The sequence below is a fragment of the Kitasatospora sp. NPDC029367 genome, assembly GCF_055569135.1.
This window is the reverse complement of record NZ_JBVHYH010000017.1, coordinates 85,004-100,126: the sequence shown is the minus strand read 5'-3', so window position 1 is coordinate 100,126 and position 15,123 is coordinate 85,004. Positions and strand designations below refer to the sequence as shown.

13 protein-coding genes are annotated in these 15,123 nt (G+C 74.0%); 2 read left to right on the top strand and 11 right to left on the bottom strand.

The features are described from left to right. Positions 1-109: 109 nt before the first annotated feature. Complete coding sequence (locus ACZ4W5_RS12460) at positions 110-1,630, bottom strand: carbohydrate binding domain-containing protein (RefSeq protein WP_465654115.1); 1,521 nt, start codon at positions 1,628-1,630, stop codon at positions 110-112. Positions 1,631-1,956: 326 nt separating this feature from the next. Here ACZ4W5_RS12460 and ACZ4W5_RS12455 point away from each other — a divergent pair, with 326 nt between their 5' ends. After that, entirely contained in the window at positions 1,957-2,910 is a 954-nt protein-coding gene (locus ACZ4W5_RS12455) for an aldo/keto reductase (RefSeq protein WP_360237269.1), read from the top strand. A gap of 49 nt (positions 2,911-2,959) precedes the next feature. Here ACZ4W5_RS12455 and ACZ4W5_RS12450 read toward each other — a convergent pair whose 3' ends face one another. The 4 genes from ACZ4W5_RS12450 to ACZ4W5_RS12435 all read right to left on the bottom strand — a co-directional run bounded on the left by ACZ4W5_RS12450 (position 2,960) and on the right by ACZ4W5_RS12435 (position 7,486). Beyond that, positions 2,960-3,562 (bottom strand): GNAT family N-acetyltransferase, encoded by a 603-nt coding sequence (locus ACZ4W5_RS12450; RefSeq protein WP_360237271.1) that lies wholly within the window; start codon positions 3,560-3,562, stop codon positions 2,960-2,962. Positions 3,563-3,716: 154 nt separating this feature from the next. After that, on the bottom strand, positions 3,717-4,391 hold the full coding sequence (locus ACZ4W5_RS12445) for a nitroreductase family protein (RefSeq protein WP_465654114.1): 675 nt from the start codon (positions 4,389-4,391) through the stop codon (positions 3,717-3,719). Positions 4,392-4,473: 82 nt separating this feature from the next. Further along, positions 4,474-6,129, bottom strand: a complete 1,656-nt coding sequence (locus tag ACZ4W5_RS12440) for an ABC-F family ATP-binding cassette domain-containing protein (protein WP_465654113.1) — start codon at positions 6,127-6,129, stop codon at positions 4,474-4,476. A 139-nt stretch (positions 6,130-6,268) separates the two neighbouring features. Then, positions 6,269-7,486 (bottom strand): trypsin-like serine peptidase, encoded by a 1,218-nt coding sequence (locus tag ACZ4W5_RS12435; RefSeq protein ID WP_360237277.1) that lies wholly within the window; start codon positions 7,484-7,486, stop codon positions 6,269-6,271. A gap of 535 nt (positions 7,487-8,021) precedes the next feature. Between ACZ4W5_RS12435 and ACZ4W5_RS12430 the strand changes: the two genes are divergently transcribed. Then, positions 8,022-9,629, top strand: a complete 1,608-nt coding sequence (locus tag ACZ4W5_RS12430) for an ABC-F family ATP-binding cassette domain-containing protein (protein WP_465654112.1) — start codon at positions 8,022-8,024, stop codon at positions 9,627-9,629. 34 nt (positions 9,630-9,663) lie between these two features. Here the strand turns inward: ACZ4W5_RS12430 and ACZ4W5_RS12425 are convergent, their stop codons facing one another. From ACZ4W5_RS12425 to ACZ4W5_RS12400, 6 genes are all read right to left on the bottom strand, one after another. Next, on the bottom strand, positions 9,664-10,032 hold the full coding sequence (locus tag ACZ4W5_RS12425; RefSeq protein WP_465654111.1) for a S41 family peptidase: 369 nt from the start codon (positions 10,030-10,032) through the stop codon (positions 9,664-9,666). Next, positions 9,972-11,177: a S41 family peptidase gene (locus ACZ4W5_RS12420; protein WP_465654110.1), complete on the bottom strand. Its 1,206-nt coding sequence runs from the start codon at positions 11,175-11,177 to the stop codon at positions 9,972-9,974. Before ACZ4W5_RS12420 ends, ACZ4W5_RS12425 begins: the two co-directional genes overlap by 61 nt. A gap of 286 nt (positions 11,178-11,463) precedes the next feature. Next, complete coding sequence (locus ACZ4W5_RS12415) at positions 11,464-12,153, bottom strand: response regulator transcription factor (RefSeq protein ID WP_360237283.1); 690 nt, start codon at positions 12,151-12,153, stop codon at positions 11,464-11,466. Then, positions 12,150-13,418 (bottom strand): sensor histidine kinase, encoded by a 1,269-nt coding sequence (locus tag ACZ4W5_RS12410; RefSeq protein ID WP_465654109.1) that lies wholly within the window; start codon positions 13,416-13,418, stop codon positions 12,150-12,152. The genes ACZ4W5_RS12415 and ACZ4W5_RS12410 overlap by 4 nt, the downstream gene beginning before the upstream one ends. After that, positions 13,415-14,434 carry a hypothetical protein gene (locus ACZ4W5_RS12405; RefSeq protein WP_465654108.1) on the bottom strand — a complete coding sequence of 340 codons (1,020 nt, stop codon included), beginning with the start codon at positions 14,432-14,434 and terminating at the stop codon, positions 13,415-13,417. The genes ACZ4W5_RS12410 and ACZ4W5_RS12405 overlap by 4 nt, the downstream gene beginning before the upstream one ends. An 88-nt stretch (positions 14,435-14,522) precedes the next feature. After that, positions 14,523-15,062 (bottom strand): GNAT family N-acetyltransferase, encoded by a 540-nt coding sequence (locus ACZ4W5_RS12400; protein ID WP_465654107.1) that lies wholly within the window; start codon positions 15,060-15,062, stop codon positions 14,523-14,525. Positions 15,063-15,123 lie beyond the last annotated feature (61 nt).

Sequence of the window (15,123 nt, the reverse complement as noted above, 5' to 3'; positions counted from 1 at the left end):
GGGGGGGGGCGGCTGTGGGGGCTGCGAGGCTGGCGCCCCCACGCCCCCCCCCCCCCCCCCCCCCCCCCGCCCCCCCCCCCCCCCCCCCCCCCCTCCGACAGCCGTGTCGTCAGCCCGTGTACTTGCCGAAGATCTTCGCGAACTCGTACGGCTGCTGCGGGATGTTGGTGCACTTCGCCAGCGAGCCGCCGGTGCAGGCGTTGGCGTCCCGGGTGGCGTCCCAGAAGGCGAGCAGGCCGAGGTGGTTCTGCTGGGCGAAGGTCACCAACTGCTGGGCGGCGGCCTGGTTGTAGACCTGGTGGTCGTCGTTCTCGCCGATCATCGGGGTGACCCCGACCATGGCCCACAGCCGGGCGTCGGTCTTCGCCGGGTAGAGCGCCTTGAGCTGGCCGAAGGTCGCCTGCGCGGCCTGGACGGCGGCGTTGCCGTAGTCGCTGCCGGAGCGGTAGTAGTCCATCGCCATGACGTTCACCAGGTCCAGGTCGACCCCGGCGTCCCGGGCGGACTTGACGATGGCGACGCCCTCGCTGGTCAGGCCCTCGGGCAGGACGGGCAGGGTGAGCGAGACCTTGAGGCCGGGGTGGGCCTGCTGGAGCTTGGCGAGCGCGGCGGAGCGGCGGTCGTTGGAGGCGGTGTCGGCGATCGCCGCGCCCTCGATGTCGTAGTCGACGTAGCGCAGGTTGTAGGCGTTGACCACCGCGTCGTACTCGTTGAACAGCGAGTCCACCGAGGTGCAGGCGGCGGCGAGTTCGGTGCCGCTGGCGCCGCCGAAGGAGAGCTTGACGTCGCCGCCGGCCGCGCGCAGCGCGTCGACCTGGTCCTTGGCCCAGGCGGTGCGCGGGTCGTAGGCGTTGAACCAGCTGGCCTTGCAGCCGACGCCGGTGACGAAGCCCATGGTGTAGCCCTTGACGCCGCCGGCCTTGGCCATGTCGGGCATGGACGGGGTGGGCCAGGCGCCCATGTCGATGTACGGGGCGACGGGGAGGGCGACGTTCGGCGGCGGGGTGGTCGGGCCGCCGGTGGGCGTGCCGGTGGGTGTCCCGGTGGGCGTGCTCGTGGGCGTCCCGGTCGGCGGGGTGGTCGGCCCGCCGCCGGGGCCGGTGAGGGCGACGTCGTCGGCGAGGTAGGCGCCCTGCCCGTACCAGCCGTGCAGGTAGACGTTGACGCTGGTGGTGCTTGGTCCGGTGGTGAAACTGGCGGACAGCTGCTGCCAGTCGGCGCCGCCCGGGGTCCACACGGCGGGGTCGGTGACGCCGCTGCCGGTGGCGCCGAGGTAGACGTACCGGCCCTGCACCCAGGCGCTCAGGGTGTAGGTGGTGTTGGGCCGGACGCTCACGGTCTGGCCGCACTGCGCGGTGTCGCTCGCGCCGACCGCCCCCTTGAGGGCGTCGGCTCCGCTGTGGGCACCGGAGTTGACGATGCTTCCGGTGCCGGCGGAACAGCTCCACGGGTCGAGCGCACCGCTCTCGAAGCCGCCGTTGACGAGCAGGTTGGCGTCCGCGGCGCCGGCGTTCCCGGCAAGGGTGGCGAGGCCGCCGCCCGCGAGCACGGTGGCGGCGGCGAGGCTCAGCAGTTTGGTCCGGCCGGCGGGGCGGCGGTGGGTGGGGGCGTGCTGGGGCGCGCTGGGCATGGGGGTGCCTCTCGGAGCGTGGGGCCGCCCGCGCCGCGAAGGGGGAGACGCGGGGCGGGCGGCGGCATGGGGGCTGTTCCGGTGCGGGAGGAGCACGGTGCTGAGCATCAAACTGGACTAGACCAGCTGTGCACGTCAAGCACTTCCCGGGGTTCGGAGCCTTGCGGGAGCAGGTTTTAGGGAGGGTTTAAGGAGGTTGGCCGCTCGGCCGAGCGCGGTCCGATGGCCGTACCGGGCCGGAGACTTGACCTTGAGTGCACTCCAAGGGGGAAGCTGGTGGCGTTGATCCACTTCGGCTCAGCGGAACCACAGATCGGAGCACCGTCATGCGCAGCGTCTCGTTCGGCAGCGGCGGCCCGGAGGTCGGCGTGATCGGCCTCGGCTGCATGGGGATGACCCACGCCTACGACGTCCGGAGCCGGGACGACGAGAAGTCCGTCCGGGTCATCCACCAGGCGCTCGACCTGGGCGTCACCCTGATCGACACCGCCGACGTCTACGGCCCGTACAGCAACGAGGAGGTGGTCGGCGCCGCCCTGGCCGGCCCGCACCGCGAGCGCGCCTTCCTCGCCACCAAGGTGGGCATCGTCCCGGGCGGCGGCGGCCCGGACGTGCGCGACGGCCGGCCCGAGCACGTGCGCCGCTCGATCGACGACAGCCTGCGCCGGCTCGGCACCGACCACGTCGACCTGTACCAGCTGCACCGGGTCGACCCGGCCGTCCCGATCGAGGAGACCTGGGGCGCGCTCGCCGAGGCCGTCCAGGCCGGCAAGGCTCGCCGGATCGGGCTCTCCGAGGTCGGCGTCGAGGAGATCCGGCGCGCCCAGGCGGTGCACCCGGTGGCCTCCGTGCAGTCCGAACTGTCGCTCTGGACCAGGGACGTACTGGCCGAGGTGCTGCCGTACACCGAGGAGCAGGGCATCGCCTTCCTCCCCTTCTCGCCGCTCGGCCGGGGCTTCCTGACCGGAAGCATCTCCTCCTTCGACGAGCTGCCCGAGGACGACCTCCGCCGCCGCCTGCCGCGCTTCCAGCAGGACGCGTTGAAGGCCAACCTGGCGCTGGTCGGCAGGGTCCGGGAGGTCGCCGAGCGGCTCGGCACCACCCCGGCGCGGGTCGCGCTGGCCTGGGTGCTGGCGCAGGGCCGGTACGTCCTCCCGATCCCGGGCACCAAGACGCCGCGCTACCTGGAGGACAACGTGGGCGCGGCCGCGGTCGAGCTCTCGGCGGCCGACCTGGCCGAGCTGGACGCGCTGCCGGCCCCGGAGGGCGGGCGCTACTGAGCGCCCCGGGCCTCACCGCTACCGCGCGCGGGGCGTCACCGCCTCCGGGTCACCGCTCCATGACCCAGACCAGCTGCCGTCCGGTCTCGCCCGGAGCCCGGACGGCGGCCTGGGCGACCCGGTCCAGCCGGTAGCCGAGCTTGCGCGGGACGGCCGCGCTGGCGGCGTTCGCCCGGTCGCAGCGGATCTCCACCCGGACGATCCCGGGCAGCGCCAGCGCGGCCTCGGTCAGCGCCCCGGCCGCGGCGGTGGCGATGCCGCGGCCGACGTGCCGGGCCGCGACCCAGTAGCCGATCTCCAGCGCGCCCGGGCCGATCCGGGCGTGCAGTCCGAGGGCGGCGACCACCCGGCCGGGGGCCTCGTCCAGCTCGGCAAGGTACATGAAGTCCGTCCCGGCCTCCCAGGCGGCGGTGCCGGCCCTGGTCCGTTCGGCGGTCCGGGCCCGGGTGGGGACCTCGGCCGCCCAGTCCAGCCAGGGCCGCAGGTGCTCCAGGTTGGCCCGGACGGCCCGGTGCAGGGCCGGTGCGTGGGCGCTGCGGCGGCGGTGCAGGGAGAGGCCGCCGGGCAGCCGCAGCAGTTCGGGCGGCCGTCCGGTGGTCACCTCGGGTGCCGCCCGGGCGGGCTCGCAGGACTGCGGCAGTGCGGGGCTCATGGCGGCGATTATGTCCTTGGCCCGGACCTGCCACATCCGGACGGGGGCGCATCCCGTCCCGCCGACCGGCGGGGGCGGGCGACGCGCTTCGGACGCGCCCCGCAGTGCGCTTCGGGGCGCGTCCCGCGGGCGCGGCGGCGCGCCGCCCGGCGCGTCAGAGCCGGATCATCACCTCGTCCAGCTCCTTGCGCCGCAGGTCCGGCACCCGCGCCCCCTCGGCGGGGTAGCCCACCGGGATCACGTACGCGGCCCGCTCCTCCGCCGGGCGCCCGCACACCTCGTTGAGGAAGCGCATCGGGCTCGGCGTGTGGGTCAGCGTGGCCAGCCCGGCCTGGTGCAGCGAGGCCAGCAGCAGTCCGACCGCGATCCCCACCGACTCCTTGGTGTAGTACGGGCGCGGCGAGTTGGGGCCCTTGTGCACCTCGAAGACCACGATCACGGCCGGCGCGTCCTCCAGGAACGGCTTGTGCCAGTCGGTGCCGATCGGCGCCAGCGCGGCCAGCCACTCCTCGGACGCCCGGTGGCCGTAGAACTCGCGCTCCTCCGCCTCGGCCGCCTCGCGCAGCAGCCGCTTGCGCTCTGGGTCGGTGATCACCACGAAGCGCCAGGGCTGGACGTGGGCGCCGCTGGGCCCGGTGCTCGCGGTGCGGACGGCCCACTCGACCACCCCGTCCGGGATCGGTTCGGTGGAGTAGTCGCGGACGGTCCGGCGCTGCGCCATCACGTCGTGGAAGGCCTTGCTGCGGGCCTCGGCCTGGTGGGCCGGCACCGTCATCGGGGTGAGCGGGACGGTCGGGTGGGGCGTCCCTGCCACTGCGCTGTCAACCATGGCCGACAGCACAGCACATGACGGCCGCTCCGGGAAGAGGTAGAGACCAATTCCCGGAGCGGCCGGCTGCGCTTCGACGGACCTACAGCTCGTGCACCCGGCCGTCCCGGACCTCGATCCGCCGGTTCACCGCCACCGTGTCCAGCATCCGCCGGTCGTGGGTGACCAGCAGCAGGGTGCCGGTGTACGAGGCGAGCGCGGACTCCAGCTGCTCGATCGCCGGCAGGTCCAGGTGGTTGGTGGGCTCGTCCAGCACCAGCAGGTTGACCCCGCGGGCCTGCAGCAGCGCCAGCGCGGCCCGGGTGCGCTCGCCGGGGGAGAGGGTGCTCGCCGGGCGCAGCACGTGCACCGCCTTGAGGCCGAACTTGGCCAGCAGGGTGCGCACCTCCTCCTCGGTGAGCTCCGGTACGGCGGCCGCGAAGGCGTCCGCCAGCGGCTCCCCACCCAGGCTGTGCCTGTTCTTGAAGATGTGCCCGCGCGCCTGGTCCACCTCGCCGACCACCACGCCGGAGCCCAGCACGGCACTGCCGGAGTCGAGTTCGAGCCGGCCGAGCAGGGCCGCCAGCAGGGTGGACTTGCCCGCGCCGTTGGCCCCGGTGATCGCGACCCGGTCGGCCCAGTCGATCTGCAGGTCCACCGGGCCGAAAACGAAGTCGCCGCGCTTGACGGCGGCCGCGCGCAGGGTGGCCACCACCGAGCCGGAGCGCGGCGCGGTGGCGATCTCCATCCGCAGCTCCCACTCCTTGCGCGGCTCCTCGACCACGTCCAGCCGCTCGATCATCCGCTGGGTCTGCCGGGCCTTGGAGGCCTGCTTCTCGGTGGACTCGGTGCGCTTCGCCTTGGCGTTCTTGTCGTTGTCGCCGCCCTTGCGGCGGGCGTTGCGGACGCCGTGCTCCATCCAGTTGCGCTGCATCTGCGCCCGGGCCTCCAGCGAGGCCTTGGTGTCGGCGTAGTCCTCGTACTCCTCGCGGGCGTGCCGGCGGGCCACCGCTCGCTCCTCCAGGTACGCCTCGTAGCCGCCGCCGTACAGGTTGACCTGCTGCTGGTGCAGGTCCAGCTCCAGCACCTTGGTCACGGTGCGGGCCAGGAACTCGCGGTCGTGGCTGATCAGCACGGTGCCGGCGCGCAGGCCCTTGACGAAGGACTCCAGCCGCTCCAGGCCGTCCAGGTCGAGGTCGTTGGTGGGCTCGTCCAGCAGGAACACGTCGTAGCGGGAGAGCAGCAGCGAGGCCAGGCCCGCGCGGGCCGCCTGGCCGCCGGAGAGCGCCGTCATCGGCAGGTCGAGGGAGACCTTGAGGCCGAGCGAGTCGGCCACCTCCTCGGCCCGCTCGTCCAGGTCGGCACCGCCGAGGTCCAGCCAGCGGTCCAGGCTCGTCGCGTACGCGTCGTCGGCGCCCGGGCGGCCCTCGACCAGGCCCTCGGTGGCCTCGTCCAGCTCGGCCTGGGCGGCCGCCACGCCGGTGCGCCGGGCCAGGAAGTCGCGCACCGACTCGCCCTCGCGCCGCTCCGGCTCCTGCGGCAGGTGGCCGACGTTGGCGCTGGCCGGGCTGAGCCGGAGCGACCCGCCCTCGGGGGTGTCCAGGCCGGCCAGCAGCCGCAGCAGGGTCGACTTGCCGGCGCCGTTCACGCCGACCAGGCCGATCACGTCGCCGGGGGCGACGACCAGGTCCAGGCCGGAGAAGAGGGTGCGTTCGCCGTGACCGGCGGCGAGGTCCTTGACTACGAGTGTCGCGCTCATGATGGAGCCGATTGTAGGAGGAGCGGGCCCCGAGCCGGAAAAGCCGGCGGGGCCGCGGCTGCGCTCCGGCAGTCGCGGCCCCGCACGGGACCGGGGCGGGTCTCAGCCCTCGGTCACCCGGCCCCTTCTCGGAGAACGGTCACTTGGCCTTCTTGGAGAAGTAGTCGAACATGTGCGCCGCGACGTCCTCCAGGTAGGGGCCCGCCTCGTAGGTGTTGGCGCCGTTGCCGACGGAGGTGTCGCTGACCAGGGCCGGCTTGCCGTCCTTGGTGGTGTACCAGCCGCCGCCGCTGCTGCCGCCGGTCATGTTGCAGCCGATCATCAGCATCGCCGGGCGGCTCGGGTCACCGGGCTTCGCGGCCGGCTTGCCGCCGTCGCAGTGCTCCAGCTCGACGCCGTCGAAGGGCTTGCCCTCCGGGAAGCCGTAGTTGGCGACGGAGGCGAGCTGGTCGCGCGGGGCGTTGAACCACAGCGGCACGGAGCCGCCGACGGTCTCCTCCAGCGACTTGCCGTTCGGGTCCGGGTTGGCGACCTTGATGATGCCGAAGTCGTACTGGCTCCACGGACCGCCCTTCTCCGGGTCGGCCTCCTGGGTCCACTGCGGGGAGACCATGCCGGCGGTCGCGCCCCACTCGCCGTACGGCTCGGCGTCGTCCAGCTTGGACTTCTGCTTGTTGCCGTTGCTCAGCACGCCGTTGCTGTTGAAGGCCGGGGCGAAGGTGATGTCGGTGTAGTACTTGTTGCCCTTGCCGCCGTGCAGGCAGTGGCTGGCGGTCCAGACCAGGTTGCTCTTGCCCGGGTTGGCCGGGTCGGAGACGACGGTGCCGGAGCAGACGTAGTCCTCGTTGCCGTCCTTGAAGAAGATCTTGCCGTTGACGTGCATGTTCTTCGGGAACGGGTGCGCCACGGGCTTGGCGGCGACGACCGAGGGCAGCTGGTCCGGGCCGGTCGGCGGCTGGGCGGCGGTGGGCTGGGCCGGGGCCGCGCTCGTCGGCTGGGCCGGGGCCGCGCCCGTCGGCTGCCCGGTGGGCTGGGCCGGCGCCTGCGGCAGCGGCTTCGGCTTGGCGTTCAGCAGCTTCTGCAGGGTCCAGTAGCCCTTGGTCGCCGGGGTGATCACGTTGGCCTGGGCCCACTTGTCCCAGTCCTCGAGCTTCCAGGTCTTCAGCTCCTGGACCGTCGGCAGCTTGATCGGAGCCGCGCCCGGCTTCCCGGAGGTGCTGGCCGCGACCGACGGCGCGGAGGTCTGGGCGCCGGCCGGGTCGCTGTTGTCCGGGCCGCAGCCGGTGGCGACCACCATGGTCAGCGCGGCGACGGAGGCGCCGAGGACGGCACGGCTCGGCCGGGATATCGGTGACATGAGTTCAAATCCCCCTGTTGACTACCGCCATACGGCCCGGTCCTCGGGTACGGCCGGCTGGGGCCGCAGGTATGGCAGGTGAGGAGTCTGCCATGTGGATAAGGAACTCCTTACAGGTGCCCCCGGCCGGTACGAGGCTGTCACCGGATCGGCACCGGATCGGCACGGGGGCTTTGCCGTGGCCGAATTCGCCCGGGCGTTGCGGCGGCCGGATCGAGCCGTCGGATAAATCGGTTGCACGCGTCCGTCGGGGCTCCTAGCGTGGTTCCCGTCATCCGCCAGACAAGGAGAAGGCCGTTGCTCTACTGAGGTCCCGGGACACCGCCCCCGCCACGCAGGCCCCGCTGCCGTTGCCGCTGTCGTTCTCGCGGCCGCAGCCGTAGCCCTTGCCGTGTGGTGTGCGAGTGTGCGACCTCAGTCACGGCCCCTTGGCGCGTCATCGCGCCGTCCTGTCCTCCGGCCGTCCCGGTTCCGCACCCGCGGTGTCTCCCCGTGTTGCTCGTCACCCCTTCAGCAACCACCCGGGAGGCCTTGCATGGCACAACCCACCACCGCCGTCCTCTGCACCGACCTCGCGTTCGAGTGGCCCGACGGCAAACCCGTCCTGGACGGCTTCCACCTCGCCGTCGGCCCCGGCCGCACCGGACTCATCGGCCTCAACGGGGCCGGCAAGTCCACCCTGCTGCGGCTGATCGCCGGCGAACTCACCCCCACCGGCGGCACCGTCCGGGTCGAGGGCGAACTCGGCCACCTGCCGCAGGGCCTCACCCTCGACACCGGCCTGCGGGTCGACGAGGCGCTCGGCATCCGGGCCGCCCGCGAGGCCCTGCACGCCATCGAGTCGGGCGAGACCGACCAGCGGCACTTCGACGCCGTCGGCGACGACTGGGACGTCGAGGAGCGCGCCCGCGCCACCCTCGACAAGCTCGGCCTGCGCCGCCTCGGCCTCGACCGCACCACCGGCGAACTCTCCGGCGGCGAGGCGGTGTTGCTGCGACTGGCCGCCCTGTTGCTGCGCCGCCCCGACGTGCTGCTGCTGGACGAGCCCACCAACAACCTCGACCGGGCCGCCCGTGAGCGGCTCTACGAGACGGTGGCCGGCTGGCAGGGCGCCATGGTGATCGTCAGCCACGACCGCGAACTGCTCCGGCACGTCGACCAGATCGCCGACCTCCGGGACGGCGGGGTGACGTGGTACGGCGGCAACTACGACGACTACGAGCGCACCCTCGCGGCCCAGCAGGAGACGGCCGAGCGGCTGCTGCGCAACGCCGAGGCCGACGTCCAGCGCCAGAAGCGGGACTTGGCCGAGGCCCGTACCAGGCTGGACCGCAGCGCCAGCTACGGCAAGAAGCGCTCGGTCACCCGCAACGACCCGCACATCTTCGCCGGGATGCTCAAACGCAAGGGCCAGGAGACGGCCGGCCGGCTCACCGGCATGCACGCCGAACGACTGGAGGAGGCCAGGGCGCGGCTGACCGCCGCCGAGGAGGCGGTGCGCGACGACGCCGAGATCCGGATCGACCTGCCGCGCACCGAGGTGCCGGCCGGGCGCACCGTGCTCACCCTGCAGAAGGTCCGGCTGCCCTTCGGCGCCACCGTCGACCTCGACCTGCGCGGCCCCGAGCGGATCGCCCTGGTCGGACGCAACGGCTCCGGCAAGACCACGCTGCTGCGCACCATCGCGGGCGAACTCTCCCCGCTGGAGGGGCAGATCACCACCCCGGAGGGGCTGCGCCACCTGCCGCAGCGGCTCGACCTGCTGGACGACGCCCTCACCGTCGTGGAGAACGTCAAGCGGTTCGCCCCCGCCGCCGGGGACAACGCGATCCGGGCCCGGCTGGCCCGCTTCCTGTTCCGGGGCGCCCGGGCCGAGCAGCCGGTCGGCACGCTGTCCGGCGGCGAGCGCTTTCGGGCGACACTGGCCGCCCTGCTGCTGGCCGACCCGCCGCCGCAGCTGCTGCTGCTCGACGAGCCGACCAACAACCTGGACCTCGCCAGCGTCCGCCAGCTCACCCAGGCGCTGGCCGCCTACCGGGGCGCGCTGATCGTGGTCAGCCACGACCTGCCCTTCCTGCGCGGCCTGGGGCTGACCAGGTGGCTGGAGCTGGACGGCGAACTGAGGGCGGTGGATCCGATGTAGCGGCTACTGCTACTGCTACTGGTACGGCTACTGGCTACTGGCGCGGCTGGTGCTGCCGCTGTCGGTCCTGGTCGCCCTGGTCGCCCCGGGCGTCCTCGGCGAGCACCCGGCGGGCCGTGCTCAGGGCGGAGTCCTTGAGCGCGGCCAGCTCCTCGGGGCTGTACACCGGGGTCCGGAGGTCCGGCGCGATGCCCGGGCCGTCGAAGGTGCCGCCGCTGCGGGTGAGGTACTTCTCGTTCGGCAGGACGACCGCGAAGTCCGGTGAGAGCGGCTTGATCAGGACGTCCGAGAAGACGCCCTGGGTGTTCTCGCCGATCCGGGTCACGTGCGGGGAGCGGCCCATCAGCGCCTGGGCGAAGGTCTCCGCCGCGCTGGCCGAGATCGAGGAGGTGAGCAGGGCCACCGGCCCGGTGAAGTGCTCGCCGTCCGAGGGCTCCACGGGGACGGGCACGGGCCGGGTGAACTTCGTCGGGTCGGCCGGGTCGTTGCGCGCCACCTTCCGGTAGGCGAGGTAAGGCGGTCGGTGAGCCGGGCGGCGATGTGCAGCCCCAGCGCGTCCGAGCCGCCGCCGTTCAGCCGGACGTCGAGCACCAGCCCGCTGAGCCCGTCCGGGTCGGCGAGCAGGGCGTCCAGCGCCCTGTCCAACTCGGCGACCTGGCTGCGGTAGTCGCCGTCGGTGTAGCCGGCGAAGCTGCCCACCCGCAGGTAGCCGACGCCGTCGGGAAGCCGGCCCACGCCGAGCTTCCCACCGGCGAAGAGCTGCTCCGGGCCGGTGAGCTGGGCGGCGACGGCCTCCCCGGCCCGGGTGGTCAGCTCCTTGGTGCGCACCGTCGAGCCGGGCCGCCGCCCGCCGAACGCCGGTGTCGGCTGCCCGTCGACGATCCGTGCCAGCCCGGTGTGGGCGTCGCCGAGCGGCCGCAGCATGTCGACGAACACCTCCTGCAACTGGTCGGCGGTCGTCGTCGGCGTGATCCTGCGCCGCTGCTCGTCCCGGACGGCGTGCCAGTCGATCCCCTTGGCCGCGAAGAAGGGGTAGTTCTCCGCGAAGTCCTCCCAGAACCGGTCGAAGACCGCGAGCGGGTCGTTCGGTGCCGGGGTGGTGCACAGCGCCGGCAGCGCGGGGATGCGGTACAGGTCCTTGGTGCCGACCCCGCCCTCCTCACGGTCGACCAGCCGGTCGCGGCCCTTCGGGGTGAGGGTCACCGCGTTGGTGCCCATGACGTAGCGGACGGTGCCGTCCGGTCCGGGCGAGCCGGCCTGCGTCGCGGTGATCCAGCCGGGCACGCAGCTGTGCGCGGTCACGTCGTAGGTGGTCAGCCGGCCCCCGTCGACGGCGACCACCGTGCCGTAGCCGTCCATCCGCCAGACGCCGGTCAGCGGACTCCCCGGCCGCCCCTCGGCCGCGGCCGCCGCCGTCCCGGCCGTCGGCCCGATCACTGTCGCGAGCGCCGTGGCGAGCACCACCGTCGTCGCCAGTGCCGTCGTGGCGGCCGCCGCCCGGCCGACCTTCCCGTACCTCAGCTCCAGCCCTTGCCGGCTCTGCTTCATTTTCGGCCTCCGCCGAGTGGCCGGCCTCCCCCGCGGAACCCCTCCGCCGCCGTGCCCACGACGCTACGGTCGCCCGCACCGCCCGGGCGTCATCCGACGCGCCGCTCCCGTCCCCTCCTCCGGGCGCACTCGCACGCCCGGTCGAACCGCCTCGGGAGGGATGGACGGCAAACCCTTTTGACGGCGGGTGGAATATCCGTCGCGCACAGGCGTTCCCGGCTGCCACCCGCCCGGGCTGCCACCCCGCCCCGGCTGTCACCCGCCCGGGCCGTGCCCCCGCGGTCCCTCACCCCGGCAGGACGAAGCCCGACTCGTAGGCCGCGATCACGGCCTGGGTGCGGTCCCGGGCGCCCAGCTTGGCCAGCACGCTGCCGACGTGGGTCTTCACCGTCTCCTGGCTCACCACCAACTGCCGGGCGATCTCCGCGTTGTTGAGCCCGGTGGCCATCAACCGCAGTACCTGGCCCTCCCGTTCGGTCAGCCGTCCGATCGGCCCCCGGTCCGCGGCGGCCCCCCGCCGGCCGTCCGCGCCGTGCCGCAGCGCGAGTTCGCGCACCGCCGCCGGGAACAGCAGCGAGTCCCCGCGCGCGACCAGTCGCACCGCCTGCACCATCTCCTCGGCCCGGGCCCGCTTCAACAGGAAGCCGGCCGCGCCCGCGCGCAGCGCGTCGTACACGTGGTCGTCGTGCTCGAAGGTGGTGACCACCAGGATCCGCGGCGGCTCGGCCATCCCGCCGACCAGCTGTTCGGTGGCCCGGATCCCGTCGATGCCGGGCATCCGGACGTCCATCAGCACCACGTCCGGGCGCAGTTCGCGCACCAGCGGCACGACCTCGGCGCCGTCGGCGGCCTCGCCGACCACGGAGAGGTCCGGTTCGGCGTCGATCACCACCCGCAGGCCCATCCGGACCAGGCGCTCGTCGTCCGCGATCACCACGCGGACGGGCCCGTCCCCCGCGCCGTTGCCGTCGTTCATCCCCCAGTCCCTCCCAGCGGCAGCCACACGGCCAGCCGCCACGTCGTCCCGTCCTCGCTCGGCCCCACGGCGCTCCCGCCGCGCAGGGCCGTCGCCCGTTCCCCGATCCCGCGCAGCCCGCGCCCGCCGCCGGGGCGGCTCGGGCGGGCCGGGCCCAGCGGGTTGGTCAGTTCGATCTCCAGCCGGCCCGCGTCCAGCGCGACCCGCAGCCCCGCCGGGGCGGGCCCGGCGTGCCGGAGCACATTGGTCAGGCCCTCCTGGACGATCCGGTACGCCTCGCGGGAGACCTCGGCGGGCAGCGCGCCCAGGCCGGGCGCCAGCTCGGCGTCCACCGTCACGCCGGTGCGGGCGAGTTGGCGCAGCAGGTCGTCCAGCCCGGCCAGCGTGGGCCCGGCCGGTCCGGCGCCGCCGTCCTCCTCCTCGCGCAACAGCCCCAGCACGGTGTCCAGTTCGGCGACGGCCCCGCGCGCGGTCTCCTCGATCGCGCGCAGCGCCTCCGCGGCGAAGTCCGGGTCGGTGCGCAGCACCCGGGCGGCCGCGGAGGCCTGGATGCCGACCGCGCTGAGCGCGTGCCCGACCGAGTCGTGCAGTTCCCGGGCCAGCCGGTTGCGCTGGGCGAGCACGGTGGCCCGCCGTTCGGCGGCGGCCAGCCGCTCCTCCGGGGTGGGGCCGAGCAGCCTGGGCGCCCAACGGGCCAGCAGCGCACCGCAGCCGGCGTTGCTGACGACGATCAGCAGCAGTACGGTCAGGCCCAGCGCGGGGCCGGTGAGCATCCAGTCGGGGAAGCGGTCCGTCCAGTAGCCGGCGAAATCCCTGGACCCGACGAGGCCGAACATCAGCACCACCGCGAAGGGCGTCCCGGCCAGCGTCATCCCGGCGACCACCCCGCCGGTGAACAGGTGCAGCACGAAGAACGCGGCGGTCCGCCACCGGGCGGCCCAGGACCGGGACGGCCCGGTGGCCAGTTCGTCCGGCCGGGCCACCGCGCACAGCGCCCGGGCGGCCGCGCCCTCCAGCCCGCGGACGGTCGGCACCAGTGCGGTCACCGCGGCCATCGGCAGCGAGGTGAACAACGACAGGATCTGCAACAGCAGTTGGCGGGCGTGCCCCTGGTTCGGGTTGAGCGCCCCGAGCCCCACCGTCGACAACAGGTAGTAGGGCATCAGCAGGGCGCCGCCCAGCACCAGGTGCACCCAGCGCAGTCGGGCCCGCCGCCCGAACAACACCTCGCCCGCCCGCCGGATCCGCCCGCCCCCCGTACTCACCCGGGCGACTTTACGTCAGTGCCGCCGGGGCCGTCAGCGCTGCCGGGCCCGGAAAACCTGCGGGCGCCGGCCCCCCGTTCGGTCAGGGCCACCGAGCCCACGGCCAGCATCAGGGCCCCGGCCGTGAACTGCCCGGCCTCCACCAGGGCCATGAACCCCGGCACGGCCCGCGGCAGGTCCGGCACCGTCGTCGAGGTCCCGAACGCCACCAGCAGGAAGCCGCCCCAGCCGAACAGCGAGCCCGCGCCGGTCCAGGCCACCAGCAGCGGCACCCGCAGCCGCCGTCGCGGCCCGATCCGGAAGACCAGCACCAGCAGGGCCAGTGCCGCGGCGACGGCGGTCACGGCGGTCGCCGCGTCCATCGTCGCCATCGACCGGCCGTACTCCTCGGCCATCCGCAGCGGCAGTCCCACCCGCCCGCCCGCCGCCCAGTACGCCCGGGCCGTCGCGACCCCCAGCGCGACCAGCGCGGCCACCGTGGCGAAGGCCCGCTGCACCGTGCGGGTGGGGGAGTCGGGCAGGTCGCCGATCCGGTCGTGGAGCAGGCCCGTCCAGCGTCGGCGGGCGTAGAGCGCGAACGCGGTGAACAGGGCGGCGCCCTGCACCCCGAAGCCCCCGTAGACCAGGGCGTACACCCACCCCGCCAGACCGTCGTCGGCCTGCTGCGCCGCCGTTCGGTGCTCCGCCCCGAACACCAGCGAGCCGAGCAGGTCCAGCGGGACGACCACCAGGATCGTCCCCAGCAGGCCGGTCGCCACCCACATCGGGAACGCCACCAGCGCGGCCGGGGCCCGCCGCCCCCACGGCCGGACGAAGGCGAGCGCGAGCAGCAGCGCGATCACGTCCATGCCGAAGGTGAGGAGGTTGAGCGTCCACAGGCCGTCCAGCGCCTTCCCGTCCCGCGCGCCCACGTGGGAGCCGGACAGCCACAGCAGTTTCAGCGTCAGATAGGGCACCGTGGCGGCCATCGCGATCCCGGCCGCCGCCCCCCGCACCATGTCTTCCTTGCGCCTCATGCCCCCTACGCTGCCGCCGCACCCCGGGCCCCGGCCTCGGCCGGGGGTGCGATCCCCCTCCCCCCGGCGGGGGATCTTCCGGTCCTCCCTAGGCCATCCGGTGGATCAGCCGGTCCTCCTGGTCCACCCGCCCGTCCGGGTCCGGCACCAGCCCGAGCCGCTCGGCCAGCCGGCGCGACGGCAGGTTGTCCGCCCTGATCAGCGCCGTCACCGGGATCCCGGGGAACCGCGGCAGCGCCTCCGCCATCGCCGCCCGGCACGCCTCCGCCGCGTACCCCTTGCCCCACGCCGACGGCCGGAACCGGTAGTACAGGTTGAACACCGGCTCCCCGTCCAGCGAGTGCAGGAACAGCCCGGCGACCCCGATCACCACCTCCGGCTCCGCCCGGGTCGCCACCATGCAGTACCCCACCCCGTCCCGCGGCCAGTCCGCCACGAACCCGGCCAACTGCTCCCGCGCCGCCGCGAGGTCCCGCTGCGGCCCGTACGGGTTGTACCGGTTGGTCTCCGGATCCCCGTGGATCGCGAACATCGCCTCCGCGTCCCCCTCCTGCGGCCGGCTCAACACCAACCGCTCGGACACGGCGACGACCGTCCGGGCATCGGCGGGCAGATCGGTGGTGGTCATGGCGGTTCCCCTGTCGTTCGTAACGGTCTCATGGCACGATAGACAATTACGCCGACACCTG

Bases quoted from the DNA above. Each gene is read 5' to 3' on its own strand.
- ACZ4W5_RS12450 (WP_360237271.1), bottom strand. From the start codon at position 3,562: ATGAGCCCCGCACTGCCGCAGTCCTGCGAGCCCGCCCGGGCGGCACCC.
- ACZ4W5_RS12430 (WP_465654112.1), top strand. From the start codon at position 8,022: ATGGCACAACCCACCACCGCCGTCCTCTGCACCGACCTCGCGTTCGAG.
- ACZ4W5_RS12435 (WP_360237277.1), bottom strand. From the start codon at position 7,486: ATGTCACCGATATCCCGGCCGAGCCGTGCCGTCCTCGGCGCCTCCGTC.
- ACZ4W5_RS12420 (WP_465654110.1), bottom strand. From the start codon at position 11,177: ATGAAGCAGAGCCGGCAAGGGCTGGAGCTGAGGTACGGGAAGGTCGGC.
- ACZ4W5_RS12445 (WP_465654114.1), bottom strand. From the start codon at position 4,391: ATGGTTGACAGCGCAGTGGCAGGGACGCCCCACCCGACCGTCCCGCTC.
- ACZ4W5_RS12405 (WP_465654108.1), bottom strand. From the start codon at position 14,434: ATGAGGCGCAAGGAAGACATGGTGCGGGGGGCGGCGGCCGGGATCGCG.
- ACZ4W5_RS12440 (WP_465654113.1), bottom strand. From the start codon at position 6,129: ATGAGCGCGACACTCGTAGTCAAGGACCTCGCCGCCGGTCACGGCGAA.
- ACZ4W5_RS12415 (WP_360237283.1), bottom strand. From the start codon at position 12,153: ATGAACGACGGCAACGGCGCGGGGGACGGGCCCGTCCGCGTGGTGATC.
- ACZ4W5_RS12400 (WP_465654107.1), bottom strand. From the start codon at position 15,062: ATGACCACCACCGATCTGCCCGCCGATGCCCGGACGGTCGTCGCCGTG.
- ACZ4W5_RS12455 (WP_360237269.1), top strand. From the start codon at position 1,957: ATGCGCAGCGTCTCGTTCGGCAGCGGCGGCCCGGAGGTCGGCGTGATC.
- ACZ4W5_RS12460 (WP_465654115.1), bottom strand. From the start codon at position 1,630: ATGCCCAGCGCGCCCCAGCACGCCCCCACCCACCGCCGCCCCGCCGGC.